This is a genomic window from Pseudomonas rhizosphaerae, from assembly GCF_000761155.1.
Taxonomy (GTDB): domain Bacteria; phylum Pseudomonadota; class Gammaproteobacteria; order Pseudomonadales; family Pseudomonadaceae; genus Aquipseudomonas; species Aquipseudomonas rhizosphaerae.
On record NZ_CP009533.1, the window covers coordinates 1,069,573 to 1,095,983 of the forward strand.

Annotated in this window: 28 protein-coding genes and 1 tRNA gene; 20 read left to right on the forward strand and 9 right to left on the reverse strand. The window is 62.8% G+C overall.

The features are described from left to right. Positions 1-15: 15 nt before the first annotated feature. Positions 16-741, reverse strand: a complete 726-nt coding sequence (gene minC / locus LT40_RS04810; RefSeq protein WP_043187137.1) for a septum site-determining protein MinC — start codon at positions 739-741, stop codon at positions 16-18. Positions 742-879: 138 nt separating this feature from the next. Between minC and LT40_RS04815 the strand changes: the two genes are divergently transcribed. After that, a complete protein-coding gene (locus LT40_RS04815; RefSeq protein ID WP_043187139.1) occupies positions 880-1,809 on the forward strand; it encodes a lipid A biosynthesis lauroyl acyltransferase in 930 nt (309 codons plus the stop codon). A gap of 102 nt (positions 1,810-1,911) precedes the next feature. Here LT40_RS04815 and LT40_RS04820 read toward each other — a convergent pair whose 3' ends face one another. The 3 genes from LT40_RS04820 to LT40_RS04830 all read right to left on the reverse strand — a co-directional run bounded on the left by LT40_RS04820 (position 1,912) and on the right by LT40_RS04830 (position 4,674). Beyond that, on the reverse strand, positions 1,912-2,691 hold the full coding sequence (locus LT40_RS04820) for an MlaA family lipoprotein (protein ID WP_043187141.1): 780 nt from the start codon (positions 2,689-2,691) through the stop codon (positions 1,912-1,914). Beyond that, complete coding sequence (locus LT40_RS04825) at positions 2,684-3,982, reverse strand: serine/threonine protein kinase (RefSeq protein WP_043187143.1); 1,299 nt, start codon at positions 3,980-3,982, stop codon at positions 2,684-2,686. The genes LT40_RS04820 and LT40_RS04825 overlap by 8 nt, the downstream gene beginning before the upstream one ends. Positions 3,983-4,161: 179 nt before the next feature. Then, on the reverse strand, positions 4,162-4,674 hold the full coding sequence (locus LT40_RS04830) for a DUF2062 domain-containing protein (protein ID WP_043187145.1): 513 nt from the start codon (positions 4,672-4,674) through the stop codon (positions 4,162-4,164). A 147-nt stretch (positions 4,675-4,821) separates the two neighbouring features. Here LT40_RS04830 and LT40_RS04835 point away from each other — a divergent pair, with 147 nt between their 5' ends. From LT40_RS04835 to LT40_RS04870, 8 genes are all read left to right on the forward strand, one after another. Further along, positions 4,822-7,053 carry a DNA internalization-related competence protein ComEC/Rec2 gene (locus LT40_RS04835; RefSeq protein ID WP_043187146.1) on the forward strand — a complete coding sequence of 744 codons (2,232 nt, stop codon included), beginning with the start codon at positions 4,822-4,824 and terminating at the stop codon, positions 7,051-7,053. Between the two features lie 80 nt (positions 7,054-7,133). Then, positions 7,134-7,769: a MotA/TolQ/ExbB proton channel family protein gene (locus tag LT40_RS04840; RefSeq protein WP_043193308.1), complete on the forward strand. Its 636-nt coding sequence runs from the start codon at positions 7,134-7,136 to the stop codon at positions 7,767-7,769. After that, on the forward strand, positions 7,766-8,194 hold the full coding sequence (locus LT40_RS04845) for an ExbD/TolR family protein (RefSeq protein ID WP_043187149.1): 429 nt from the start codon (positions 7,766-7,768) through the stop codon (positions 8,192-8,194). The genes LT40_RS04840 and LT40_RS04845 overlap by 4 nt, the downstream gene beginning before the upstream one ends. Further along, entirely contained in the window at positions 8,194-9,189 is a 996-nt protein-coding gene (gene lpxK, locus LT40_RS04850; RefSeq protein ID WP_043187151.1) for a tetraacyldisaccharide 4'-kinase, read from the forward strand. The genes LT40_RS04845 and lpxK overlap by 1 nt, the downstream gene beginning before the upstream one ends. Positions 9,190-9,215: 26 nt before the next feature. Beyond that, positions 9,216-9,401 carry a Trm112 family protein gene (locus LT40_RS04855; protein WP_043187152.1) on the forward strand — a complete coding sequence of 62 codons (186 nt, stop codon included), beginning with the start codon at positions 9,216-9,218 and terminating at the stop codon, positions 9,399-9,401. Continuing rightward, on the forward strand, positions 9,398-10,162 hold the full coding sequence (gene kdsB / locus LT40_RS04860) for a 3-deoxy-manno-octulosonate cytidylyltransferase (RefSeq protein WP_043187155.1): 765 nt from the start codon (positions 9,398-9,400) through the stop codon (positions 10,160-10,162). Before LT40_RS04855 ends, kdsB begins: the two co-directional genes overlap by 4 nt. Next, a complete protein-coding gene (gene murB / locus LT40_RS04865; protein WP_043187156.1) occupies positions 10,159-11,181 on the forward strand; it encodes a UDP-N-acetylmuramate dehydrogenase in 1,023 nt (340 codons plus the stop codon). The genes kdsB and murB overlap by 4 nt, the downstream gene beginning before the upstream one ends. A gap of 54 nt (positions 11,182-11,235) precedes the next feature. Then, positions 11,236-11,829: a nucleotidyltransferase family protein gene (locus LT40_RS04870; RefSeq protein WP_043187157.1), complete on the forward strand. Its 594-nt coding sequence runs from the start codon at positions 11,236-11,238 to the stop codon at positions 11,827-11,829. Between the two features lie 65 nt (positions 11,830-11,894). On the opposite strand, the gene LT40_RS04875 is transcribed toward LT40_RS04870, so the two are convergent. Then, a tRNA-Met gene (locus tag LT40_RS04875) sits at positions 11,895-11,971 on the reverse strand. Between the two features lie 256 nt (positions 11,972-12,227). Here LT40_RS04875 and dinB point away from each other — a divergent pair. After that, positions 12,228-13,292: a DNA polymerase IV gene (gene dinB, locus LT40_RS04885; protein ID WP_043187162.1), complete on the forward strand. Its 1,065-nt coding sequence runs from the start codon at positions 12,228-12,230 to the stop codon at positions 13,290-13,292. Between the two features lie 9 nt (positions 13,293-13,301). On the opposite strand, the gene LT40_RS04890 is transcribed toward dinB, so the two are convergent. The 3 genes from LT40_RS04890 to LT40_RS04900 all read right to left on the reverse strand — a co-directional run bounded on the left by LT40_RS04890 (position 13,302) and on the right by LT40_RS04900 (position 17,417). After that, entirely contained in the window at positions 13,302-14,252 is a 951-nt protein-coding gene (locus LT40_RS04890) for a lipoprotein (RefSeq protein ID WP_043187165.1), read from the reverse strand. Between the two features lie 15 nt (positions 14,253-14,267). After that, on the reverse strand, positions 14,268-15,983 hold the full coding sequence (locus LT40_RS04895) for a proline--tRNA ligase (protein ID WP_043187168.1): 1,716 nt from the start codon (positions 15,981-15,983) through the stop codon (positions 14,268-14,270). Positions 15,984-16,145: 162 nt separating this feature from the next. Beyond that, the gene (locus LT40_RS04900) at positions 16,146-17,417 is read right to left on the reverse strand and encodes an OprD family porin (RefSeq protein WP_043187171.1); all 1,272 of its coding nucleotides are present in this window, start codon (positions 17,415-17,417) and stop codon (positions 16,146-16,148) included. An 860-nt stretch (positions 17,418-18,277) separates the two neighbouring features. On the opposite strand from LT40_RS04900, the gene LT40_RS04905 reads away from it, so the two are divergent. Continuing rightward, complete coding sequence (locus LT40_RS04905) at positions 18,278-18,709, forward strand: HIT domain-containing protein (protein ID WP_043187173.1); 432 nt, start codon at positions 18,278-18,280, stop codon at positions 18,707-18,709. Continuing rightward, positions 18,706-18,912: a SlyX family protein gene (locus LT40_RS04910; RefSeq protein WP_043187176.1), complete on the forward strand. Its 207-nt coding sequence runs from the start codon at positions 18,706-18,708 to the stop codon at positions 18,910-18,912. Before LT40_RS04905 ends, LT40_RS04910 begins: the two co-directional genes overlap by 4 nt. Before the next feature lie 61 nt (positions 18,913-18,973). Here LT40_RS04910 and LT40_RS21900 read toward each other — a convergent pair whose 3' ends face one another. Further along, a complete protein-coding gene (locus LT40_RS21900; RefSeq protein WP_043187178.1) occupies positions 18,974-19,564 on the reverse strand; it encodes a cold-shock protein in 591 nt (196 codons plus the stop codon). 313 nt (positions 19,565-19,877) lie between these two features. Here LT40_RS21900 and LT40_RS04920 point away from each other — a divergent pair, with 313 nt between their 5' ends. The 8 genes from LT40_RS04920 (at position 19,878) to ruvB (ending at position 26,331) form a co-directional block, all read left to right on the forward strand. Further along, positions 19,878-20,348, forward strand: coding sequence for a Dps family protein (locus LT40_RS04920; protein ID WP_043187180.1), 471 nt, complete (start codon positions 19,878-19,880; stop codon positions 20,346-20,348). 233 nt (positions 20,349-20,581) lie between these two features. Next, complete coding sequence (locus LT40_RS04925; RefSeq protein ID WP_052393248.1) at positions 20,582-20,953, forward strand: ribbon-helix-helix domain-containing protein; 372 nt, start codon at positions 20,582-20,584, stop codon at positions 20,951-20,953. Between the two features lie 60 nt (positions 20,954-21,013). Beyond that, positions 21,014-21,235, forward strand: coding sequence for an FmdB family zinc ribbon protein (locus LT40_RS04930; protein WP_043187182.1), 222 nt, complete (start codon positions 21,014-21,016; stop codon positions 21,233-21,235). Positions 21,236-21,334: 99 nt separating this feature from the next. Beyond that, positions 21,335-23,110: an aspartate--tRNA ligase gene (aspS, locus tag LT40_RS04935; RefSeq protein WP_043187184.1), complete on the forward strand. Its 1,776-nt coding sequence runs from the start codon at positions 21,335-21,337 to the stop codon at positions 23,108-23,110. Positions 23,111-23,213: 103 nt separating this feature from the next. Beyond that, entirely contained in the window at positions 23,214-23,960 is a 747-nt protein-coding gene (locus LT40_RS04940) for a YebC/PmpR family DNA-binding transcriptional regulator (RefSeq protein WP_043187186.1), read from the forward strand. A gap of 49 nt (positions 23,961-24,009) precedes the next feature. Beyond that, positions 24,010-24,534 carry a crossover junction endodeoxyribonuclease RuvC gene (gene ruvC / locus LT40_RS04945; RefSeq protein WP_043193311.1) on the forward strand — a complete coding sequence of 175 codons (525 nt, stop codon included), beginning with the start codon at positions 24,010-24,012 and terminating at the stop codon, positions 24,532-24,534. A 132-nt stretch (positions 24,535-24,666) separates the two neighbouring features. Beyond that, on the forward strand, positions 24,667-25,275 hold the full coding sequence (gene ruvA, locus LT40_RS04950; protein WP_043187187.1) for a Holliday junction branch migration protein RuvA: 609 nt from the start codon (positions 24,667-24,669) through the stop codon (positions 25,273-25,275). After that, positions 25,276-26,331: a Holliday junction branch migration DNA helicase RuvB gene (gene ruvB / locus LT40_RS04955; RefSeq protein ID WP_043187188.1), complete on the forward strand. Its 1,056-nt coding sequence runs from the start codon at positions 25,276-25,278 to the stop codon at positions 26,329-26,331. Positions 26,332-26,411 lie beyond the last annotated feature (80 nt).

Below are 26,411 nucleotides of genomic sequence, written 5' to 3' on the forward strand. Positions count from 1 at the left end.
TGGCGGCAGTATCCGTCAAAGACGGGTGATGTTCAACACATCCCCGGACAAGCTGACCTGAACCGGTGCGCCCCACAACGGGTCGCGGCGAAGGTCCTCGGAAACCTTGTATTGCCCGGCGATGGACAGCAGCTCGGCGCCCAACTGCTGACAGAAGATGCGTGCCTTGCGGTCGCCCTTGATACCGGCCAGTGCTCGGCCGCGCATCGGGCCGTACACATGGATGTTGCCATCGGCCAGCAGCTCCGCCCCCGAACTCACCGAACTGATCACCACCAGGTCGCAGCCCTGGGCATAGACCTGCTGGCCACCACGGATCGGCGTGGTGATCACGCGAGTGGGTTGGATCAACGGCTCGGGTGGCTTCTCCGGCTTCTTTTCCTCGATTTCGATCGGCCGCTCGCGGGCGCCCGAGGGCGGTAGCACGGGCAGGTCGATAGCGATTGCAGCGGCGATGTCTTCGATGCGGCTGGCGCGCACCGCCAGGGTCCGCAGGCCATGGTGACGGCAGATGCGCATCAGCCCCGGCAGGTCGATGCTGCCCTGGTTGGCAGGCAGTTTGTCCAGCGCCAGCACCAGCGGCGTGTTGCTGAAGAAGTTAGGGGCCTGCGCCACCTTGGCCGCCAATTGGCGGTCGAGGCCTGCGAGGTCGTTCTGCGCCAACTCAAGCACCGTGATGGCGAGCATGCTGCCCTTGAGTTGGAACACAGGTTCCTGGTCTAGCTGATCGGTCTGGCTCATGGTCGGCAAAACGCGCCTTGTAACTAAAAAAGTGCCGAGACTTATAACGAGAACCACCTCCCCCTGCAAGCCGCGACGCAGCGATGGGTGGCCAACCCATGTAGAATGCCCCGCCTTGTTGCCTGTTCGGAATCGTCAATGGAACGCCCGCGTTTTCGCCGATATTTTCTTCACCCGCGCTTCTGGCTCCTGTGGCTGGGGCTGGCCGCGCTGTGGCTGGTCGTGCAGTTGCCCTATGGGGCCTTGCTGCAACTGGGGCGGTGGCTGGGCCTGGGCATGTACCGCGTCGCCAGCGAACGTCGACGTGTGGCGGCGCGCAATCTGGAACTGTGCTTCCCACAGATGCCGCCCGTCGAAAGAAAACGCCTGCTCAAGGAAAACTTCGCCTCGACCGGCATTGCCTTCTTCGAAATGGCCATGAGCTGGTGGTGGCCCCAGGCGCGCCTGGCCAAGCTGGCGCACATCGAGGGGCTCGAACACCTGCAGGCTGCACAGCGAGATGGCGAAGGGGCGATTCTCATGGCCCTGCATTTCACTACCCTGGAGATCGGTGCGGCATTGCTCGGCCAGCGCCACACCATCGATGGCATGTACCGCGAGCATCGCAACGCGCTGTTCGATTTCGTGCAGCGTCAGGGCCGTGAGCGGCACAACCCCGATTCGCTGGCGGTGGAACGCGAGGACGTGCGCGGAATGATCAAGCTGCTGCGCAAGGGCCGCGCGATCTGGTATGCACCCGATCAGGACTACGGCGCCAAGCAGAGCATCTTCGTGCCGCTGTTCGGTATCGAGGCAGCCACGGTGACGGCGACTACGCACTTCGCTCGATTGGGCAAGGCACGGGTCATCCCGTTCACGCAACGGCGGCTGGAGGATGGCAGTGGCTATCGTTTGGTATTGCATCCGCCCCTGCCAGGGTTCCCCGGCGAGAGCGAAGCGGCCGATGCATTGCGCATCAACCAATGGGTGGAGCAGGCCGTGACCGAATGCCCAGAACAGTACCTCTGGGCTCACCGGCGCTTCAAGTCACGACCGGCCGGTGCCCCCAAACTCTATGACAAGCGCTGAGCGGGGCGAGGCAGAGGTATTTCCGCCCGCCCTCACAGTGACCCGCAACGCGGTTCCTGTGGGAGCGGGTTCTACCCGCGAACAGGCCCGTCGCAGATGCACCTACTCGGCGATCTGCAGCTTGCGCGCCTCGGTGTAGACGTAGCGCACCTTCTCGTATTCGAACGGCGAGTTCATCTGGCCGTAGCGAAAGCTGTTGCTGTAGCGCCGGTCCACGGCCCGCAACGCCCACAACTCCGGATGATTGCTGCTCACCTCGGATACGTTGAGGAAGTTGATCTGGTTCTCGACGGCGAAGTCGAACACCAGGCCGGTGGTGTCGCGCAGGTTCGACGGCCCCAGGATCGGCAGCACCAGGTAGGCGCCGTTCGGTACACCGTAGAAGCCCAGTGTCTGGCCGAAGTCCTCGGATTGCTTCTGCAACCCGAACCAGGTCGCCGGATCCCACAGCCCTGCAACGCCCAGCGTCGTGTTCACCAGCAGCCGTCCCGAGGTGTCCAGGGCGCGCTTGCCCTTGAACTGCAGCAGGCTGTTGACCAGGCTCGGCACTTCACCCAGGTTGCTGAAGAAGTTGCTGACGCCGGTGCGCAGGAACGACGGCGTGATGTAGGTATAGCCATTGACCACCGGCAGGAACACCCACTCGTCGAAGCGGTAGTTGAAGTGGTAGAGGCGCCGGTTCATGTTCTCCAGCGGGTCGTAGACGTTCAGCGCGGTCAGGGTGGAGCGTTCGAACTCGCGCTGGTCCAGGCCAGGGTTGAATTTGAGGACCTGCAACGGTTGCTTGAAGCCGTCGCTGTCGACCTTCTGTACGGTGCTCTCGTCGGCCTGGGCAAGGCCTGCGCAGAGCAGCGCTGCCATCAGCAGGGATGTTCTAGCCACGGAAGAACTCCAGCATAGCGTCGCTGTTGACGCGGTAATTGAGGTTGCCGCAATGGCCGCCATAAGGGTAAACGGTCAGGCGATCGCCAAAGGTCTTGCGCAGGAAGCCCAGGTCGCCAGGGCCCAGAATCACATCGTCGGCGTTGTGCATGACGCTGATCTTGGTGCTGTTTTGCAGGTAGTCCTTGATGCCGTACAGGCTGACTTGATCCACCAGTTGCAACAGGCTGCCGCCATCGGTACGGGCACGCCACATCGGAATCACCTGCTCGGTCAGGTAGCAGTCGAAGTCGCACTGCAAGGCCCGGCGCAGGAACGGCGTGAGGCTGGTGCCTTCACTGATTGGAAACTTGGGCGGCGTGATCAGCCCGCGGCGGTTGATCAAGTCGGACGTAAACGCGATGTCAGCGGCCGAGAAGCGGAACGAGGTGCCGATCAGCATCGCCATCTGTTCATTCGACAGATGCTGCTTGGACTGCTGGAAATCGTAGAGCAGGGCGTCATTGAGGTCGATGTAGCCCTTCTGCTGGAAGTAGCGCGTCAGCTTGTTGAGCACCAGCTCGTAGAACGTCGTGCTGTTGTTGATGCCCTTGACCTGAGTCTGCACCAGCTTGTCGAGGTTGGTGATCGAGGTATAGAGATTGACCGGCGGGTTGAGCAGCAGCACTTTCTTGAAGTTGAAACTGCGGCGAGTTTCATCCAGTTGGCTGACGAACGCCGCGTCCAGGGCGCCCAGGCTGTAGCCGGTCAGATAGAATTCGGTGATCGGCAGCTTTGGATGCTGGGCACGCACGCCCTGCATCACCCGGTACAGGTCTTCGGCATCTTCGCGGGTCACGCCCGGCGTGGCGAAGCGCGAGGCGGCGCTGATGAAGTCGAAACTGGTGGGCGATGACAGCTGCACCACGTGGTAGCCGGCCTGGTAATACAGTTTTTTCAGGTATTCGTTGAGCGAACTGCTATAGGGCGCACCGGTACCGGCGATGAGGAAGATCAGCGGCGCGGCGTGGTCCTGCTGCGCCAGGCGATAACGCAGTTTCTTCACTGCCCAGAAATTGTCCGGCAGGATGAACTCGCGCTCCGGACGCACGTTGAGGCTGTAGTCGGCCTGGTCGATGTCTTCGTCCAGAGGCAGCTTGGGGCGCAACTCCGGCGGCGTCGACGCGATGGTGGCCTCGAACGGGTTGGTGAGCGGATAGCCATAGGTGGCGGGGTCGATATCCTTCGCCAACGCGGACGCACTCATGATGAGGCCGCCAAGCAGGGCAGCGAAGCGCAATGATCGGAGCATGACGGAGTCCCTAGAGGAGAATGCTGTGTTGACGTTCGAGGCTAGGACAAGCGCAATGGTGGCAAGTTGCCAAACCGCTGAGTTTTTAACGCAGTTACTGGTCCTGGGTGGCTGCAAGATACACCGAATCCACGACCCGATGCGCGCACTCCGACCTGTTGCATGGCGCTGCGCGCAGGTTAGCGTCGCTGCTTGCGCTGCCGCCACTGGCGGCTGACCCACCAGCGCCAGTAAAGCATGGTCAGAAAGTAGGCCAGGGCGCCCAGCACCACACCCGTCACCACCGAACCCAGCAGGAACGGCTGCCACAGCGTGGACATCTGGCTCATCACCCAGTCCCAGCTATAGGAGTCGGGCAACTGCCGGGGCGGCTGGCCCAGCAGCCACGACCCCACTTTATAGGTGCAATAGAAAACGGGCGGCATGGTGATCGGGTTGGTCAGCCAGACCAGGCTGACCGCAATAGGCATGTTGCCGCGCACCAGGATCGCCAATGCAGCTGCCAGGAGCATCTGCAAGGGGATCGGCATGAACGCGGCGAACAGGCCCACCGCCATGGCCCGGGCCACCGAATGACGGTTCAGGTGCCAGAGGTTGGCGTCATGCAGGAGGCGCCCCAGAAATCGCAGCGACTTGTGCTCGCGAATTGTCTCGGGGTCCGGCATGTAGCGCTTGAACAGGCGACGCGGCATAGCGGTCTCGCACATATCTGTCTGGATGTGTCCGGCAGTATGCACAGATTCGCCAATGTCCGAGCTCAGACTTTGTGACATTTGATAAGGCGCGACGCCGCACATTTCCCCTTAGCCTTGGCCGGCGGTTTTTCCAGGGAGGAAGGTATGCGCACAGCGACGTTGGCGCTGGCAATGGGGATGGTGTGTCTGCGCGGGCTGCCGGCATTGCCGTCATTGGGCTGGCTGATGGCGATGGCTGCAGGAGCAGCGCTGTTGCTGGCCGTGCGCCGCTGGCACTGCGGGCTGTTCCTGCTGGGCCTGTGCTGGGCCTGCCTGCATGCTCATTGGGCGACGAACGAACAGCTGGCGCCTGCGCTCGACGGGCAGACCCTGTGGCTGGAAGGGGAGGTGGTGGGGCTGCCGGCGGCCAACGGCAGCACGGTACGCTTCGAACTGGCCGACGCCTGGTCGCGTCGCGCGCAGTTGCCGTCCCATCTGCGCCTGGCCTGGTATGGCGGTCCGCCGGTGGCCAGTGGCGAACGCTGGCGCCTGGCCGTGAAGCTCAAGCGCCCACGGGCGTTGGTCAACCCCGGCGGATTCGACGCCCAGGCCTGGGCGCTGGCCAAGGGCGTCGGCGCGACCGGCAGCGTGAAGGCCGGCGAGCGGGTCCGCGCCGCGCGCCTGGCCTGGCGTGATGGGCTGCGCCAGCGTCTGCTGGCGGTCGATAGCCAGCAACAAGGCGGTACCCTGGCCGCATTGCTGCTGGGCGACGGTTCGGGTGTGTCGCGCCAGCAATGGGAGGTGCTGCAGGCAACGGGGACCGTGCACTTGCTGGTCATTTCCGGCCAGCATGTCGGCTTGCTGGCCGGCATGCTGTATGGCCTGGTCGCCCTGCTGGCAAGAATCGGCTGCTGGCCCGCCCGTTGGCCGTGGTTGCCCTGCGCCTGTGCACTGGCCTTCGCCGGCGCCCTGGCGTATGGGCTGCTGGCCGGTTTCCAGGTGCCGGTACGCCGGGCCTGCATCATGATCGGCCTGGTGCTGTTGTGGCGTCTGCGCTTTCGCCACCTGGGCGTGTGGTGGCCGCTGCTGCTGGCCTTCACACTGGTGCTGCTGGTCGATCCTCTGGTCAGCCTGCAACCCGGATTCTGGTTGTCGTTCATTGCGGTGGCAGTGTTGCTGCTGACGTTTTCCGGACGTCTGGGCGGTTGGCGATGGTGGCAGGCCTGGACGCGTGCGCAGTGCTGCGTGGCGCTCGGCCTGCTGCCGGTGATGGTCGCCCTGGCCCTGCCGGTCAGTGTCAGCGGGCCGCTGGTCAATCTGCTGGCCGTGCCCTGGATCAGCCTCGTGGTACTGCCTATGGCCATGGCCGGCGCCGTGCTGCTGCCGGTGCCCTGGGTCGGCGAAACCCTGTTGTGGCTGGCCGGCGGTGCTCTGAGCGGTCTGTTTCAGTGGCTGACCTGGACCGCCGAGTGGGGGCCTCCCTGGTTGCCGCCTGGCTTGTCGCCGCACGTGTGGCTGGTGCTGGTCATGGGCATCCTGCTGCTGTTGCTGCCGGCCGGGGTCCCGTTGCGTTGGCTGGGCGTGCTGATGCTCGGGCTGCTGCTGTTCAGCCCGCGCCAGGCACCGCCTGCGGGCCAGGCTGACGTCTGGGTGCTGGATGTCGGCCAGGGGCTGGGCGTGCTGGTACGCACCGCCCACCACCAATTGCTCTACGACACAGGTCCCGGGCTGGGCGAAATCGATGCGGGCGCCAGCGTGGTGGTGCCCAGCCTGGTCGCGTTGGGCGTACGGCGCCTGGATGCGATGATCATCAGTCACGCGCACCTCGACCATTCCGGCGGTGCAGGCACTGTGCTGCGCCGCCTGGCGGTCTCGCAGACGCTGGCCGGGGAGCCGGGTTCGCTCCCCGCTGCGTGGCATGCACAGCCTTGCAAGCCCGGTCGCAGTTGGGAATGGGACGGGGTGAAGTTCGTCCTGTGGCGGTGGCCTTCGGCAGTGCCCGGCAACCCGGCCTCCTGCGTGTTGTGGGTCGAAGCCAATGGCGAGCGCCTGTTGCTCAGCGGCGATCTCGACGCAGCCGCTGAAAAGGCCCTGCTTGCCAGCGGTCTTCCAGTCCAGGCGAACTGGCTGCAAGCGCCGCACCATGGCAGCAAGACTTCGTCGAGCAAGCCGTTCCTGGAAGCCGTAGGTCCGCATACTGCGTTGATCTCGCGGGGCCATGGCAACACCTTCGGTCATCCTCACGCTGCTGTGCTGGCGCGCTACCGGGCATTGGGCATCACCCCCCACGACACCGCCGAAGAAGGCGCATTGCGCGTGCGGCTGGGTGCCCATCAGCCCGTGGACCGGCAGCGCGCCCAGCGACGTTTCTGGCGTGAAGCCCCCGCCGGGCTATGAGCTTTCCAGCGGTCATCGCGCGCTTCGACCCGCCGCACCCCTATGGTAGAGTGGCGAACTTTTTCGAGGGGATCGCACCTGTGTGGGAATTGGTTAAGTCTGGCGGCTGGATGATGTTGCCAATCATAGTGAGCTCCATCGTCGCGCTGGCCATCATTGCCGAGCGCCTGTGGACCTTGCGCGCCAGCCGTGTCTCGCCTGCCCATCTGGTCGGCCAGGTCTGGCGCTGGAAGAAAGACAAACAGCTGAGCAAGGAAAAGCTCAAGGAACTGCGCGCCGACTCGCCGCTGGGCGAAATCCTGGCCGCCGGTCTGGCCAACTCGCGCCATGGCCGCGAAATCATGAAGGAAAGCATCGAGGAAGCGGCCAGCCGGGTCATCCACGAGCTGGAACGCTATATCAGCACCCTGGGCACCATCGCTGCGATGGCGCCGCTGCTCGGCCTGCTCGGCACGGTCATCGGCATGATCGAAATCTTCGGCTCATTCACCGGCGGCGCCGTGAGCGGCAATCCCAGCGTCATGGCCGGCGGCATCTCCAAGGCCCTGGTCACTACCGCTTCGGGCTTGATCGTGGCCATTCCGGCGCTGTTCTTCCATCGCCTGCTGCAGCGGCGCATCGACGAACTGGTGGTCGGCATGGAGCAGGAAGCCATCAAGCTGGTGGAAGTCGTGCAGGGTGATCGCGAGGTCGACCTGGCCGAGGAAAAAGCGTGAAGTTTCGTCGCCGCAGTCGGGAGAACATCGAGCTCAACCTGATCTCGCTGATAGACGTCGTGTTCGTGCTGCTGCTGTTCTTCGTCATCACCACGACGTTCACTCGCGAGACCCAGCTGCGTGTCGAGCTGCCCGAAGCGGTGAACGGCGCGCCGGAGCAGGCCAGCAACCTCAAGCGCATCGACATCGCCATCAGTGCCGAGGGCGTCTATGCGGTGAACAACCAGTTGCTGCCCAAGAGCGACTTGCCGACCCTGCTCGAGGCCCTGCGTACCGCTTCGGCGGGCGACAGTTCGTTGCCCTTGTCGATCAGCGCCGACGGCAAGACGCCCCATCAGGCGGTGATCAGTGCCATGGATGCGGCCGGCAAGCTGGGCTTCAGCCAGATCAGCATGATCACCGTCGAGGCGCAGGCGAACCCCTGATGAGCCTCGCCGACCGATTGTCCGCCGCCTGGTACACCGGCCATCGTGGGCTTTGGCTGTTGCGACCGCTGGAATGCCTGTACCGCCGTGTCGTGGCACGCAAGCGGCGGCGCTTCGAGGCAGGGCAGGGCGACATCTACCGAGCGCCTGTGCCGGTGCTGGTGGTTGGCAATATCACCGTCGGCGGTACGGGCAAGACCCCTGTGATTCTCTGGCTGATCGAGCACTGCCGCGCTCGCGGCTTGCGTGTCGGCGTGGTCAGTCGCGGCTACGGCGCCACGCCGCCGAGCTTGCCCTGGCGGGTCCGCGCCGACCAGGACGCTGCTCAGGCGGGCGATGAGCCGCTGCTGATCGTGCGCCGCAGCGGCGTACCGCTGGTGATCGATCCCGACCGTGGCCGCGCCGTGCGAGCGTTGCTCGAGGCCGAGCCCTTGGATCTGGTCCTCAGTGACGATGGCCTGCAGCATTACCGCCTGGCTCGCGACATCGAACTGGTGCTGATCGACGCCGCGCGTGGCCTGGGCAACGGTCGCTGCCTGCCCGCAGGCCCGTTGCGCGAACCCGCCGAACGCTTGCAGACGGTCGATGCGGTGTTGCGCAACGGCGCCGCCGACGATTCGCCGCAAGGCTATGGCCTGACCGTGCAAGCCCAGGCGCTGATCAACGTGCGCAGCGGCGAGCGCCGTCCACTGAACCATTTCCCTCCAGGGCAGGCGGTGCACGCCGTGGCCGGCATCGGCAATCCGCAACGTTTCTTCGACACCTTGCAGGCGCTACACTGGCAGCCTGTCGCTCACCCTTTCGCCGACCATGCCCGGTTCACGGCCCAGGCCCTGTGTTTCGAGCCGCCGCTGCCGGTGGTCATGACCGAGAAAGATGCGGTGAAGTGCCGAGCGTTCGCCGCTGCCGATTGGTGGTACCTGGCCGTCGACGCCCAGCCCTCGCCACGCTTCATCGACTGGCTCGACCAGCGCCTGACCGACCTTTTGCCCTGATCTCCCTTGCCTTGAAGGATTTTCCCATGGACACCAAACTGCTCGATATCCTCGCCTGCCCGATCACCAAGGGTCCCCTCAAGCTCAGCGCCGACAAGAGCGAGCTGATCAGCAAGGGTGCCGGCCTGGCCTATCCCATTCGCGACGGCATCCCGGTGATGCTGGAAACCGAAGCGCGCACCCTCACTGACGACGAGCGCCTGGATAAATGAGCACGGCCTTTACCGTGGTGATTCCCGCTCGCTACCAGTCGACCCGCCTGCCGGGCAAGCCGCTGCAGATGATCGCCGGCAAGCCGATGATCCAGCACGTCTGGGAGCAGGCTTGCAAAAGCACGGCGGCGCGGGTGGTGGTGGCCACCGACGACGGCCGCATCGAGTCCGCCTGCCGGGCATTCGGCGCCGAGGTGGTCATGACCCGCCCTGACCACGAATCCGGTACCGACCGCCTGGCCGAGGTGTGCCAGGCGTTGGGCTTGGACGCCGAGTCCATCGTGGTCAACGTACAGGGCGACGAGCCGCTGATTCCGCCGGTGGTGATCGATCAGGTGGCGGCCAATCTCGCCGCCAGTCGCGAGGCGGCCATGGCCACCCTGGCCGAGCCGATCGCCGACGTGGAGGCGCTGTTCAACCCCAACGTGGTCAAGGTCGTCACCGACGTGCACGGCCTGGCATTGACCTTCAGCCGTGCGCCGCTGCCTTGGGCTCGCGATGATTTCGCCAACGATCGCGACATCTTGCCGGCTCACGTGCCCTACCGTCGTCACATCGGCATCTATGCCTACCGTGCCGGCTTCCTCCAGGATTTCGTGCAGTGGGGTCCTTGCTGGCTGGAGAACACCGAGCGCCTGGAGCAGCTGCGCGCCCTCTGGCACGGTGTGCGTATCCATGTCGCCGACGCCGTGCAGGCGCCGCCCGCCGGTGTCGACACCCCGGAAGACCTGGAGCGCGTGCGGCGCCTGCTGGCGTCATGAGCCTGGACATCCGCGCCGATCAGTCGCTCAAGCCGTTCAATACTTTCGGTATCGAGGTGAAAGCGGCGTTCTTCGTTTCGGTGCACAGCGATGCCGAGCTCGAGCAGGCGCTGGCCTGGGCGGCAACGCAAAATCTGCGCGTGCTCGTCATCGGTGGCGGCAGCAACCTGTTGCTGACCGCCGACTTGACCGACGTGTTGGTGGTGCGCATGGCCAGCCGTGGCGTGCGCCTGCTCGAAGAGGTCGGTGATCGAGTGTTGCTGGAAGCCGAAGCCGGCGAACCCTGGCATCCCTTCGTTTTGCAGACGCTCGAACTGGGCTTGGCCGGGCTGGAAAACCTCAGCCTGATTCCCGGCACTGTTGGCGCAGCGCCCATGCAGAACATCGGAGCCTATGGCGTCGAGATCAAGGACGTGTTCGCTGGCCTGACCGCGCTTGACCGGGACACGCTGCAGGTCCGCAACTTCAGTGTTGCCGAGTGCGCATTCGGCTACCGCGACAGCCTGTTCAAGCGCCAGCCGGGGCGCTGGGTGATCCTGCGTGTGCGCTTCACGCTGTCGCATTCGGCCGCGCTGCACCTGGACTACGGGCCAGTGCGTCAGCGCCTGGCCGAGCAAGGCATCGACGAGCCCACGCCCAGGGATGTCAGCGCCGCCATTTGCAGCATCCGTCGGGAAAAGCTTCCCGATCCTGCCGAACTGGGCAACGCCGGCAGCTTCTTCAAGAACCCGGTGGTGACCGCACCTGTGCTGGACGCCATCCGTGGCGAGCATCCTGATGTGGTGGCGTATCCCCAGGCGGATGGAGGCTTCAAGCTGGCGGCCGGCTGGTTGATCGAACGCGCAGGTTGGAAAGGCTATCGCGACGGCGACGCTGGCGTGCACCGCTTGCAGTCGCTGGTGCTGGTCAATTACGGCGGCGCCTCGGGCAAGCAACTGCACGACCTGGCCCAGCGGATCCAGGACGATATCCAGGCGCGCTTTGGCGTAGCGCTGGAGATGGAACCCAATCTGTATTGATCGGCGCCGTCAGTATGCCGATACGGCCCACCGTGATGACCGGAGCTCACCGACATGTCAGCCATCATTGCACCCTGCGCCCTGATCCTCGCGGCAGGCCAGGGTCGCCGCTTTCAGGAAGCCGCAGGGCAGGGCAGCGATAAGCTGCTCGCGCAGTGCCGGGGGTTGGACGGTATCGAGCGCAGTGTCATCGAGCACGTGCTGCGCAACCTCGGCAACGCGGTCGAGCGCCGTGTGCTGGTCACCCGTGCGCACAAGACCCACGTCATACGCCTCGCCGAAGCCTACGGCTGCGAAGTGGTGGTGCTCGACTCTCCAGGCATGGGCGACAGCCTGCGCACAGGCGTCGAAGCCAGTGCCGACGCCGATGGCTGGCTGGTATGCCTGGGCGACATGCCCTTCGTGACCACTGGCACCTTCGCCAAGGTGTACCGGTCCATGGCGCCGGAGCGTATCAGCATCGCCCATGGCTTGCAGGGGCAGGGGCATCCGGTGGGCTTTGGCCGCGCTTTTCGCGAGCAGCTCTTGGCGCTGCACGGCGATCAAGGCGCTCGGCGACTGTTTGCCGAAGAGTACATGCACCGTGTGGCGTGTGATGACCTGGGCATCTATCGCGATATAGATCGGCCTGATGATCTGGCCGGATAACCAGCGGCAGTACAAAACGCAAGCAACAAAAAAGGCCACTTTTTCAAGTGGCCTTCTTCGTTGTTTGGTTGCGGGAGCCGGATTTGAACCGACGACCTTCGGGTTATGAGCCCGACGAGCTACCAGACTGCTCCATCCCGCGTCTGTGTGGGCTATTCTACAGCGCAACGTGCGCTTGTCAAACCCTGATTTCAAGAAAACTCTTTTCCATCAACCGCTTAGCTTGCTCGATTGCGCTACGAGGCAGGCGGGGCGGGGCTTCCAGCGGTATTTGCGGCAGAGGCTCCATCAGCAAAAAGCCAGCTGCCCCGGCTTTGGCCATGGCGCTTGGGGCTGCAAGTGAGATAATGCCGGCATATTCGTACGATCTATTACCAGCTCGGTACCCCGCCAAGACCATGACGCAGCGCAAGATCATCCATGTCGACTGTGACTGCTTCTACGCCGCCATCGAAATGCGTGACGACCCCCGGCTGGCTGGCAAGCCGCTGGCCGTTGGCGGCTCTGCGGAGCGTCGCGGGGTGATTGCCACCTGCAACTATGAAGCACGTGCCTATGGGGTGCGCTCGGCCATGAGCTCGCGGCATGCAGTCAAACTGTGCCCCGACCTGACCATCGTCAAGCCGCGCATGGATGCCTATAAGGAAGCCTCGCGGGAAATCCAGGGAATCTTTCGCGAGTACACCGACCTGATCGAGCCGCTGTCGCTGGACGAGGCCTATCTAGACGTTTCCGACTGCCCACATTTTTCCGGCAGTGCCACGCGCATTGCCCAGGACATTCGGCGCAAGGTCTCCAAGCGCCTGCACATCACCGTCTCGGCGGGTGTAGCCCCCAACAAGTTTCTCGCCAAGATCGCCAGCGACTGGCGCAAGCCGGACGGGTTGTTCGTCATTACCCCTGCCCAGATAGAGGATTTTGTCGCGGCCCTGCCGGTCACCAAGCTGCACGGGGTGGGCAAGGTAACCGCCGACAAGCTGGCTCGCCTGGGGATCGACAGTTGCCTGGAGCTGCGCGAGTGGACCAAGCTGGCGCTGGTTCGAGAATTCGGCAGCTTCGGCGAGCGCCTCTACAGCCTGGCCAGGGGCATCGACGAGCGTGTGGTCCAGAACGATAGCCGTCGGCAGTCCATCAGTGTCGAAAATACCTACGAAGCCGACCTGCCCGACCTGGCCAGTTGCCTGGGCAAGCTTCCGGAGCTGATGCAGACCTTGGCCGAGCGCATCGGTCGGATCGACAGCAGCTACCGCCCTGGCAAGCCGTTCGTCAAAGTGAAGTTCCACGATTTCACCCAGACCACCCTGGAGCAGGCGGGGGCGGGCAGGGACCTGGAAAGCTACCAGCAGCTGCTGGGCCAGGCCTTCGCCCGGGGCGGCAAGCCGGTGCGGCTGTTGGGCATCGGCGTGCGCCTGTTGGACCTGCGCGGTGCCCACGAACAGTTGGAGCTGTTCAACGACGGCTGATCGGCAGGCTCAAGTGCCGGGGTCGGCTACCAGTCGGCCGGTTTGCTTGCGCAGCGACTTGAGAAAATCCTGTTGCAGCTCGGGATCGTTGCGGGTGAGTTCGATCAAGCTTTGCTCCAGCTCGCTGGCCTCGTCTTCCAGGCCCAGCTCGGACAGACGCCTGACCCGATACACCCACTGCCCCACCTCGTCACCTTCCAGGTCATCGAAGATCAGCGTATGCGCCTCGGCAAGCTTGCCGCGCAGATCCGGGCTGACCGGCAGCAGGGCGCTGGCGCGGGTCTGGCTGTCCTCGTCCACGACACTCAGTTGCAGGCGCGTGACATGGGTCAGGTCCTGCTCCGCGAACGGGTTGTCGAGCAGGTTGATGCGCAGCACGCCGTTGGCATCGGTTTCCAGGTCGTAGGTCTTGCGGCCGGTGGCAACCTGTACCGGGCGTTCACTCCAGGGCGTGCTGTTGTGCTCGACGCGCTTGTCGGTCTGCACCTCGTCGATACCGGCAAGGTTCTGCTCGGCACGGCCGTTGGATTGCACGTTCATGAAGGGGTTGAGCCCGGCGAACCCATAGCTGACCCAGTCCTTGGTAACGCTGTCGGGCAGGCTGCCGAAGGTCGCCACGTTCACCACGTTGGCACCGACGCCCGCCACCACGGCGACCGCGCCCAACGGGATCTCGTAAACCTCCCGCCAAGGTTGGTAAGGCGTGTAGCGATCATAGTGACGGGTGGTCTCGAACGCGGTGACCTCGAAGTCCTTGAGTTCGCGAATGCGCACGCGGCGTTGTGGCGTCTGCAGCACCTCGGGCTTGCCCAGATCGATCTGCAGGCTGTGTTCGAGCAGCTTGCGCTCGATCCGCTCTTCGTGTTCGTTGCGCTGCGACATCTGGTTGGCACAGCCACTGACCAGCAGGGTGCTGCACAGGGCAGCACCACCGAAGGCCAAGGTAGTTCGCTTGAACATGGTTTCTCTAGTCTGTCAGCGGCGCACGCGAGCCTGGATGAAAGACAGGACATCGGCCACAGGCAAGGCCTGCGCAGTGTCCTCGGTACGGCTCTTGTATTCCAGGTTGCCTTCGGCCAGGCCACGGTCGCTGATGACGATCCGATGGGGAATGCCGATCAGCTCCATGTCGGCGAACTTGATGCCGGGGCTGGTCTTCTTGTCGCGGTCGTCCAGCAGCACTTCGAAACCTGCATCGGTCAGTTGCGCGTACAACCGATCGGTGGCCTCGCGGACCTGCTCGGTTTCGTAGCGCAACGGCACCAGTGCAACCTGGAAGGGTGCCAGGGTATCGCTCCAGATGATGCCGCCGGCGTCGTTGTTCTGTTCGATGGCGGCTGCCACCACACGCGACACACCGATGCCGTAGCAGCCCATGGCGAGGGTCACCGGCTTGCCGTTTTCGCCCAGTACCTGGCACTTCATGGCTTCGCTGTACTTGGTGCCCAGCTGGAAGATATGACCCACCTCGATCCCGCGCTTGATGGTCAGCGTGCCCTGGCCATCCGGGCTGGTGTCACCGTCCACCACGTTGCGCAGATCGGCCACCTCGGGCAGCGGCAGATCGCGTTCCCAGTTGACGCCGAAGTAATGCTTGTCGTCGATGTTGGCGCCCACGCCAAAGTCGCTCATGAGCGCAACCGAGCGATCGATGATGCACGGCAGCGGCAGGTTCAACGGGCCCAGGGAGCCTGCGCCCGCACCGATGGCATCACGCAGTTCGGCCTCGCTGGCCATGACCAGCGGATTGGCGACCTGGGGCTGGTTGGCTGCCTTGATCTCGTTCAACTCATGGTCGCCACGGATGATCAAGGCAATCAACTTGCCCTCTTCGGCAGCATGCACCACCAGCGTCTTGACGGTTTTCTCGATCGGCAGGCCGAAGTTTTCCACCAGTTGAGCGATGGTCTTGGCATTAGGCGTGTCGACCAGGCGCAGTTCTTCCTGCGCAGCGCCACGCTCGGTCTCGCGCGGGATCGCCTCGGCCTTCTCGATGTTGGCCGCGTAGTCGGAGGTATCGCTGAACACGATGTCGTCTTCGCCCGATTCCGCCAGCACGTGGAACTCATGGGAGCCAGCGCCACCGATGGAGCCATTGTCGGCTTCCACGGCGCGGAACTTCAGGCCCAGGCGGGTGAAGATATTGCAGTAGGCCTCGTGCATGCGGTCGTAGGTGACCTGCAGCGATGGCTGGTCGGCATGGAAGGAATAGGCATCCTTCATGATGAACTCGCGGCCACGCATCAGGCCAAAGCGCGGACGGATCTCGTCACGGAACTTGGTCTGGATCTGGTACAGATTGATGGGCAACTGTTTGTAGCTGTTCAGCTCGTTGCGCATCAGGTCGGTGATGACTTCTTCGTGGGTAGGGCCTGCACAGAACTCACGGTCGTGGCGATCCTTCAGGCGCAGCAGCTCGGGGCCGTACTGCTCCCAGCGACCCGATTCCTGCCACAGCTCTGCCGGCTGGATACCCGGCATCAGCACCTCGAGGGCACCGGCGGCGTCCATTTCCTCGCGCACGATCCGCTCAACCTTGCGCATCACCCGAAGACCCATCGGCAGCCACGTGTACAAGCCCGAGGCGAGTTTGCGGATCATGCCGGCACGCAGCATCAGCTGGTGGCTGATCACGACCGCATCGGAAGGGGTTTCTTTCTGTGTGGCGAGCAGATATTGACTGGTGCGCATGGTTGACCGTTGTCTTGGCGAAATTTTATCGAGGCCTGGCATTGTACGGGCGTGATTGGGCGACGTACAGGCATAGGGCCGCGCTTTGCGGAGCACGGCAACCCAGACGCAGAAAAGCCCGGCGGGGCCGGGCTTTTCAAGGGTGCAGCTACCCGCAGCGGATTACATGATGCTGAGCGGGTACTCGACGATGAAACGCAGATCGTTGTTCGACGGACCGTAGTCGGCATCGTAGGCGTTGTTGGCGCGGTAGATGGCGCTACGCAGGCGGAAGGACATGTCCTTGATCGGGCCCTGCTGAACCACGTACTTGGTCTCGAAGTCCCACTCGTGCTCTTTGCCTTCCTCGCCGTTGCTGGCTTCGATGTTGTCGCCAGTGATGTAGCGAGTCATGAAGCTCAGGCCAGGTACGCCGTAGGTAGCCATGTTGAGGTCGTAGCGAACCTGCCACGACTTCTCTTCGGCGCCGACGAAGTCGGAGTACTGTACGGAGTTGTTCAGGAACACGGTGCCGCCGCCGTCCACGCCATAGGCGTAGCCAGTGTCGCCGGTGCTGCGCTGGTAGCCCAGGGTGAACTTGTGTGCGCCCAGGCTATAGGCAACCGCGGTGCTCCAGATCTTGTTGTCGACGTCGCCGCCCAGGTCTTCGCCCTGGCTCTTGGTGCGATAGGCGTTGAAGTCGAAGTTCAGCGACTGCAGGTCGTCGATCGGCAAGGTGTAGTTCAGGTTGACGTACTGACGCTTCCAGTAGTCTTCCACGTCGGACGCTGCAACCGTACCGGTGAAGTTCTTGGTGAAGGCGTAGGTGGCGCCGGCGATGTCGGCGGACGTCAGGCCCAGGGAGTCGCGACCCATGCCGGTCTGCGCGCTCATCGAGGTGAAGCGACCGATGTTCAGGGTCAGGTTGTCGATTTCGTTGCTGGTGATCGAAGTGCCAGTGGCGACTTCAGGCAACAGACGGCCGTCATCGGTCGCGAAGACCGGGCTGGCAACGATCTGCTGGCCGTACTTGAGCACGGTGTTGGAGAAGCGGAACTTGACGGCCGCGCCGCCCTTGGTCTGGCTGTGTTCCAGGTTGCCTTCGTCATCGGCCGCGAACAGGCCGTTGCTGCGGCGACCGGTACCGCCGTCCAGGCGCACGGAGCCAAAGCCCATTGCATCGACACCCGCACCGATGGTGCCTTGGGTGAAGCCCGACTCGTAGAACATCTGGGCGCCAAGGCCGGTGTCTTCACGATAGCCCTTGTCGCTGCCAGCGGTAGGGTTGCCTGCGCCGTGCTTGTAGTCACGGTTCATGTACAGGGCACGCAGCTTGAGGTTGAGAGTGCTGTCTTCCACGAAACCCTTGGAATCGTCCTGGGCGGACGCCAAAGCCAACTGCGAGGTGCCGGCTGTTACAGCCAGTGCGATCATGCTCCACTTCATCACGCGCATCGTGATTTGCTCCTTTGGTTTTAAGAAGAGTAACCACTGCCTCACCTGTTTTTTTATCTGAGGCAGTTCTTTCTTTTTATGACGGCGCGGAACGTATACCACGCCGGTCATGTTGACGATACTTTCAAGTTCGCTGTTACAACTGCACTTCGCTTGCGCGCATGTACCGAGGTTGTTTCACTGTTTCATTGAATCGTTTCATTGATTCACGATGATTCACGATCACTGTATGTCCCCGGTTCTCGTCTTCCCACGTCCCCGGTGAACCTGGCGATGTTGAATGCAACAAGCGTGCACAAACGTGCCAGCAGTTCACATATTTTTCACTTTTCTTCCGGTGCCTTGGCCCAGCCCACGTAAAACCGGCCTGTCGAGCCATTCCCGCTTCCCTAAGCCGTGACTGCCTGCCTGCGATCGAATCCCATTTCGCCGCGCAAACGTTACCGCACGGTGACAAGAGTGGGTAGATTGCGAAGCCGCTGTGCACCGTCTGCTTCCCTGGTGGACCTTTTTGGTGCGAAAGGTGACGTCCTGAATGGCAAGGCTAGCCCAGACATGGCAATTGGCAACGCTGAGCATGTGTAAAGAAGTACCGCTTGTCAGGTAGTTACGCGTGGTACTGCATGAAATGCGTGAGGTCTTGGCAAATGCCGCACGACACCGTCCGAAGCGGCGGGCAATCGTGGGGCAAAGAGCACCAAAACCGTGCCGGGCTACGGACGCATCGGGCTCATGGCCCCCGTGACCTGCTGAATGAATGACCGATGCACTCGGTAAAAGCCGATCGAGCACGGTATCCTAGGCGTTCGATGATTCGCGGCCATGGCCCGGTCACCCATTCCGCCTTCTGGAGAACGCCCATGTTCAGCCTGGATGCCCGACTTGCCCAAGATGCTCATGTCATCGGCGATTTCCCGCTCTGCCGTCTGCTGCTCAGTAACGATGCCAATTATCCTTGGTTCATTCTGGTGCCACGCCGTCCTGATATCACCGAAGTCTTTCATTTGAACGATGCAGACCGCCAAGTACTGTGGAACGAGACCGATACGTTGGCGAAGTTGCTTCACCAAGGCTATGGCGCCGACAAGATCAACATCGCCACCCTGGGCAATGTAGTCAGCCAGTTGCATATGCATGTGATCGTTCGGTATCGAACCGATGCTGCCTGGCCTGCCCCCGTCTGGGGCAGGCTGCCAGCCGTGCCCTATACCGAGGAACAGCTGGCGGCCGTCCGCGACACGCTGGCCAGCGTGCTGGGCACCGATTTCGTGTTCTCGGAGGGCAGGGCATGAGTCTGGAAAATCGTGTGATGGAGCTGGAAACCCGCCTGGCGTTTCAGGATGACACCCTGTCTTCGCTCAGTGACGAACTGGTGCTGCAGCAGCGAGCGATCGAGCGCCTGCAACTGCAGCTGGCCGCGATGCTCAAGCGTCAGGAAGAGATGGTCGGGCAGTTCGAAACGGCCACCCAGGAAGCGCCGCCACCGCATTATTGAAGGCTTTTTCGAAGCAATAAAAAACGCGGGCAATGCCCGCGTTTTTTATTGCCTGGCGTATTCAGCGACGCGGCGATGCCGCGATCACGTCTTCGGCCTGCAGCCCCTTGTCACGGTTCATGACCGAGAACTCAACCCGCTGTCCCTCGACCAGCACGCGATGGCCTTCGCCGCGAATGGCACGGAAATGCACGAAGATGTCGTCGCCCGAGTCACGCGAAATGAAGCCGAAGCCCTTGGATGTGTTGAACCACTTCACGGTGCCCGTATCGCGGTTGGTCATGTCGTACTGCACGGCACTGGGTGCGGGCGACGCGCGGTAGTAGCTGATCGACAAGTGCGCCAGGCACGCAAGCAATGCACACAGCAGGCCGGGCAGGATGCCGATGGCAGGCAGCGGCACCAGCAATGTCAGGGTCTGGGTGATCACCGAGGCAACCAGCAGCACACTGACCAGATTTTGCAACAGATGACGTGGGCCTTTGTTCCAGCGCGGAATCACCGGAGCCAAAAGCAGGTTGAGCAGACCGAACAGCGCCAGGTAGATTGCGTCGGGTTGTTGCAGGTAAGGCGCTACATCGGCCCGCAGGCTTGGTATGAAGGACAGCAGCACGGCCGCTGCGCCCGTCAGGAGGTGGACGATTTTCAACATTTGATTGGCTCACTCTAAGATCAGGCATCAGGAAGAGCTGATACCGCAACAAGCACAGCGTTGGGGTGACAAGAATTGCCGAGCATCTGCAGGGATCAGCCTATGCGCCAGGGCTTGATAAGTCGCCCCGACGGCACGCGGTCTATTTAACAGCAAAGCCTGCGCCTTCTCAAATCGACCTCTGCAGTGTCCGCTGCCGCCGGGCGGATAGCCTGCCGAACTTGCGGCAGGCAAAGGCTGCACGGGTCGATGGGTCTTGGTAGAGTGAGCCCCCACCTGTGGGGTGCATATTCATCGTTTACGAGGACATTACATGGCAATCGATATCGGCATCAGCGAAGAGGATCGCAAATCGATCGTGGACGGCTTGTCCCGTCTGCTTTCCGACACCTACGTGCTCTACCTCAAGACCCACAACTTCCACTGGAACGTCACCGGCCCTGCCTTCCGCACCTTGCACTTGATGTTCGAAGAGCAGTACACCGAACTGGCGCTGGCCGTGGACTCAATCGCCGAGCGGATCCGTGCCCTCGGCTTCCCTGCGCCGGGCGCGTATTCGATCTATGCCCGTCTGTCCTCGATCAAGGAAGAAGAAGGGGTGCCCTCGGCCCAGGACATGATCCAGCAACTGGTCGAAGGCCAGGAAGCCGTCACCCGCACCGCCCGGGGTATCTTCCCGCTGCTGGACAAGGTCAGTGACGAGCCGACGGCCGACCTGCTGACCCAGCGCATGCAGGTGCACGAGAAGACCGCCTGGATGTTGCGTTCGCTGCTCGAAGGTTGAGCCTGCGCGGCACGGCGGTGCCCGCGTCGAAAGGGCGTCCGCCGTGTCGATCCAGGCCTTTGCGGGCCACATGAAGCAAATCTTGTTGTGGATCACTCCTACGAAACGACGCCGCGCTTCGCACGTGTCCACTTCCGTATTCCCCTGTCGGCGCCGCTCGCCAATACGCTTCCATAGATCTGTCAGCACCCCTCCAGGGTTGGAGGGGGCGATCATCAAGGAAGCATTGATCCATGGAACGGAACATCATTACCCGAGCACGCCAGCTCGACCGATCGAGCAAGCTGGCCATCGATCCCTATGCGGAAAACTTCGACATGGGCCTGGCCCAGCCCGTATCGCGCTCCGTTCGCCTGAACGGTTTTGCCACCTGCCTGCGCCTGGAGCGGATCTACTGGGAGATCCTGGAGCGCATCGCCCTGGCCAACGAATGCACGGTGAACGCGCTGCTTTCCTACGTCGACCGCGAAGTGCACCTGCGCCACGGCGGCGTGAAGAATTTCAGCGGACTGGTGCGCGTGGTCTGCGTCACGCACCTGATGGGACGCGATCGAACGTCGTCTGTTACCTTGGACGGCTGCACGGCGCCGATTAACCGGATATAATCCCGCGTTTCACCCTGGCGCCGCTTGCGCCGCGGTCATTTGGTTGCCGAGACATTACCCATGCCGATGTACGACTATCAATGTGCTTCCTGTGGTCACCAGATGGAAGTCATTCAAAAGATCAGCGCCGAGCCCTTGACCGACTGCCCGGCCTGCCAGGCGCCGCAACTGAAGAAGATGCTCTCCATGCCGGGTTTCCGCCTCGGCGGCACCGGCTGGTACGAGACCGACTTCAAGACCGGCAACAAGAAGAATCTGGCGGGTGGCGACAAGGCCGAGTAAGTTCCGGCCCCCGCCTGCTGCTGCACGATGTCCAGGGTGCCGCGTGTCCAGCTACACGCCGTCATCGAATCATGAATTACGAGAAGTGAAACCACTACTATGATGCGCAGCCACTATTGCGGCCAACTGAACGAGACCCTGGAAGGTCAGGAAATAACCCTGTGCGGCTGGGTCCATCGCCGTCGCGACCATGGCGGGGTGATCTTCCTCGACATTCGGGACCGTGAAGGCATGGCCCAGGTGGTCTTCGACCCCGATCGCGCCGACAGCTTCGCGGCCGCCGATCGCGTGCGCAGCGAGTACGTGGTCAAGGTCACCGGCAAGGTTCGTGCGCGCCCGGCCGGTGCGGTCAATCCGAACATGGCGTCCGGTGCCATCGAGCTGCTGGGCCTGGAGCTCGAAGTGCTGAACGAGGCGGAAACCCCGCCGTTCCCGCTCAACGAATACTCCGACGTTGGCGAGGAAACCCGCCTGCGCTACCGTTTCATCGACCTGCGCCGTCCCGAGATGGCCGAAAAGCTGCGCCTGCGTTCGCGCATCACCACCAGCATCCGTCGCTACCTCGACGAGAACGGCTTCCTCGATGTCGAAACGCCGATCCTGACCCGGGCCACCCCCGAAGGCGCGCGTGACTACCTGGTCCCGAGCCGCACCCACCCCGGCAGCTTCTTCGCCCTGCCGCAGTCGCCTCAGCTGTTCAAGCAGTTGCTGATGGTGGCCGGTTTCGACCGTTACTACCAGATTGCCAAGTGCTTCCGCGACGAAGACCTGCGTGCCGATCGTCAGCCTGAGTTCACTCAGATCGACATCGAGACCAGCTTCCTCGACGAGAAGGAAATCATCGGCATCACCGAAACCATGGTGCGCAAGCTGTTCAAGGAAGTGCTGGACGTCGAGTTCGGCGAATTCCCGCACATGACCTTCGAAGAAGCCATGCGCCGCTACGGTTCGGACAAGCCCGACCTGCGCAACCCGATGGAACTGGTCGACGTTGCCGACCAGCTCAAGGACGTCGAATTCAAGGTCTTCAGTGGCCCGGCCAACGATGCCAAGTGCCGCGTCGCCGCGCTGCGCGTTCCAGGCGGGGCGAGCATGCCGCGCAAGCAGATCGACGACTACACCAAGTTCGTCGGTATCTACGGTGCCAAGGGCCTGGCCTACATCAAGGTCAACGAGCGCGCCAAGGGCGTCGAAGGCCTGCAGTCGCCGATCGTCAAGAACATCCCGGAAGCCAACCTCAACGTGATTCTGGATCGCGTCGGTGCGGTCGATGGCGACATCGTGTTCTTCGGTGCCGACAAGGCCAAGATCGTCAGCGAGGCATTGGGCGCGCTGCGCATCAAGCTGGGTAACGACCTCGACTTGCTGACCTGCGAATGGGCACCGATGTGGGTCGTCGACTTCCCGATGTTCGAAGAAAACGACGACGGCAGCTTCAGCGCCCTGCACCATCCGTTCACCGCGCCCAAGTGCACGCCGGCCGAGCTGGAAGCCAACCCGGCCACAGCACTGTCGCGTGCCTACGACATGGTGCTCAATGGCACCGAGCTGGGTGGCGGTTCGATCCGTATCCACCGCAAGGACATGCAGCAGGCGGTGTTCCGTCTGCTCGGCATCGAGGCGGCGGAACAGGAAGAGAAGTTCGGCTTCCTGCTCGACGCCCTGAAATACGGCGCGCCACCCCATGGTGGCCTGGCCTTCGGCCTGGATCGCCTGGTCATGCTGATGACCGGCGCGCAGTCGATTCGTGAAGTCATTGCCTTCCCGAAAACCCAGAGCGCCGCCGATGTCATGACCCAGGCACCTGGCGTCGTCGATGCCAAGGCACTGCGCGAGCTGCACATTCGCCTGCGCGAACAGCCCAGGGCCGAATAACTGCTGACAGGGCGCATCTTCGGATGCGCCCTTGCGTTGGGCAGTGGAAAAACCCTGCGGGGCAGGGGTCGTATGAGAAACACACAGAATTCGGAGTTGCGTTATGGCTGGTCATTCCAAGTGGGCGAACATCAAGCACCGCAAAGAGCGCCAGGATGCCAAGAGGGGCAAGATCTTCACCAAGTGGATTCGTGAGCTGACCGTGGCAGCCCGTCAGGGCGGCGGCGAGCCAGGGTCCAACCCGCGTCTGCGCCTGGCGCTGGACAAGGCGCTGAGCGCCAACATGAGCCGCGACATCATCGATCGCGCCATTGCTCGAGGTACGGGGGCTGCGGGCAGCGACGACGTAGTCGAACTGAGCTACGAGGGCTATGGTCCCGGTGGCGTTGCCGTGCTGGTCGAATGCATGACCGACAACCGCAACCGTACCGCTGCTGCCGTGCGTCATGCGTTCAGCAAATGCGGCGGCAACCTGGGTACCGATGGCTCGGTGGCGTACCTGTTCGAGCGCAAGGGGCAGCTGTCCTTCGCCCCGGGCGTCGATGAGGATGCGTTAATGGAAGCGGCCATGGAGGCCGACGCCGACGACATCGTCACCCATGGTGATGGCTCGATGGACGTGTTCACTTCGTTTGCCAGCTTCTACTCGGTAGGCAATGCATTGCAGGCGGCAGGTTTCCAGGCCGACGAGGCGGAAATCGTCATGGCCCCGACGACCAGCGCCGAACTCGACGCCGAAGGTGCCGAGAAGGTATTGAAATTGATCGACATGCTCGAAGACCTGGATGACGTGCAAAACGTGTATTCCAATGCCGAGATATCCGACGCCGTGATGGAACAGCTTGGCTGATCCGCCTGTTTGTTTCATCGAAGCCGTGTTTCTCACTACTGCAGGCTTTATGACTTTAATTCTTGGAATCGACCCAGGCTCGCGTATCACCGGGTTTGGCGTCGTGCGTGAAACCGGTCGGGGCTGCGAATACGTGGCTTCGGGCTGCATTCGTACCGGTGGTGGACTGTTGCATGATCGTCTGCAGATCGTTTTCCGCGGTGTGCGCGAAGTGATCCAGACCTACGGGCCGGTGACCATGGGCATCGAGCGGGTGTTCATGGCCCGCAACGCCGACTCGGCCCTGAAGCTGGGCCAGGCGCGAGGCGCGGCCATCGTCGCGGCAGCCGAGGAGGGGCTGGAGATTGCCGAGTACAGCGCCACTCAGGTCAAGCAGGCCATCGTCGGCACCGGTGCCGCCAACAAGGAACAGGTACAGATGATGGTCATGCACTTGCTCAAGCTGACCCAGAAACCCCAGATCGATGCATCCGATGCCCTGGCAATCGCGCTGACCCATGCGCACACCCGCTCAAGCCTCATGCCCCATGGGTTGAGCACCGCCCGCAGTCGCGGTGGACGCCTGCGTCTGTAAAGGCTTACATCGTTTCAAACTTTTTTGCTTGCAGCTCACTCAAGTCCTGCAATGATGGCCACGGTCCGGCGCTCGAGTGCGCCGGCCAGCATGAGCAGGGCGTGACTGCGCCTTCCCATAAAGGATTCAAACGTGATTGGACGCCTGCGCGGTACTCTGGCTGAAAAGCAGCCTCCGCACCTGATTCTCGACGTCAATGGGCTGGGCTATGAGCTCGAAGTACCGATGACCACGCTCTATCGCCTGCCGCCGGTCGGTGAAACCGTGACCTTGCACACCCATCTGGTGGTGCGCGAAGACGCTCAGTTACTCTATGGCTTCTATGAAAAGCGCGAACGCGAGCTGTTTCGCGAGCTGATCCGCCTCAATGGCGTCGGTCCCAAGCTGGCCCTGGCGCTGATGTCGGGGCTGGATGTCGATGAACTGGTGCGCTGCGTGCAGGCCCAGGACACCTCGGCGCTGGTGAAGATACCCGGCGTGGGCAAGAAGACCGCCGAGCGCCTGTTGGTCGAGCTCAAGGACCGCTTCAAGGCCTGGCAAACCACGCCGAGCATGTTCGAGCTGGTGCCCAGCGGGCCGCAAGGCCCGGCGCCGGTCAACAGCGCCGAAGCCGATGCCGTCAGTGCGCTCATCTCCCTGGGGTACAAGCCGCAGGAAGCCAGTCGCGCCGTGGCGGCCATCGATGCCAAGGGGCTGAGCAGCGAGGAATTGATCCGCCGCTCGTTGAAGGGAATGATCTAAGTGATCGAAGCCGACCGCCTGATCGCCGCCACCGGCCGCGATCGAGAAGAAGTACAGGATCGGGCCATTCGCCCGCTCAGCCTGGCCGACTACATAGGCCAGCCCACCGTGCGCGAGCAGATGGAGTTGTTCATCCAGGCCGCGCGCGGGCGCAGCGAATCTCTGGACCATACCCTGATATTCGGCCCGCCAGGGCTGGGCAAGACGACCCTGGCCAACATCATCGCCCAGGAAATGGGCGTGTCGATCAAAAGCACTTCAGGCCCGGTACTGGAGCGGCCGGGCGACCTGGCCGCCTTGCTCACCAATCTGGAACCCCACGATGTGCTGTTCATCGACGAGATCCATCGGCTCTCGCCCATCGTCGAGGAGGTCCTGTACCCGGCGATGGAGGACTTCCAGCTCGACATCATGATTGGCGAGGGGCCAGCAGCGCGTTCCATCAAGCTGGATCTGCCGCCGTTCACATTGGTGGGCGCAACTACCCGTGCCGGGATGCTGACGAATCCGCTGCGCGATCGTTTCGGCATCGTCCAGCGCCTGGAGTTCTACAGCACCGCGGACCTGGCAACCATCGTCAGCCGCTCGGGCAACATCCTTGGCCTGGCGATCGAGGATGAAGGCGCCTTCGAGATTGCCCGGCGCGCCCGCGGCACGCCGCGAATCGCCAATCGCCTGTTGCGCCGGGTGCGGGATTTCGCCCAGGTGCGCGGCAAGGGGCACATCACCAAGCCCATCGCCGATCTGGCCTTGAACATGCTGGACGTCGACGAGCGTGGTTTCGACCACCAGGATCGCCGGCTGCTGCTGACCATGATCGAGAAATTCGACGGCGGCCCGGTGGGCGTCGACAGCCTGGCTGCAGCAATCAGCGAGGAGCGGCACACCATCGAGGACGTTCTGGAACCCTACCTCATCCAGCAGGGCTACATCATGCGGACCCCGCGCGGTCGGGTCGTCACCCGCCACGCCTACCTGCATTTCGGCCTGAACATTCCCAACCGGCTGGGCGACATGCCGACCGGCGATGCCATGCCCGATGAAATCGACCCATGAAAGGCCTACGGCGCAGCGACCTAATTCGGCTTTGCGTGGTCCTAGGGGCTGACGCAGCTTTCGCATGCGCTTTGCCTGCA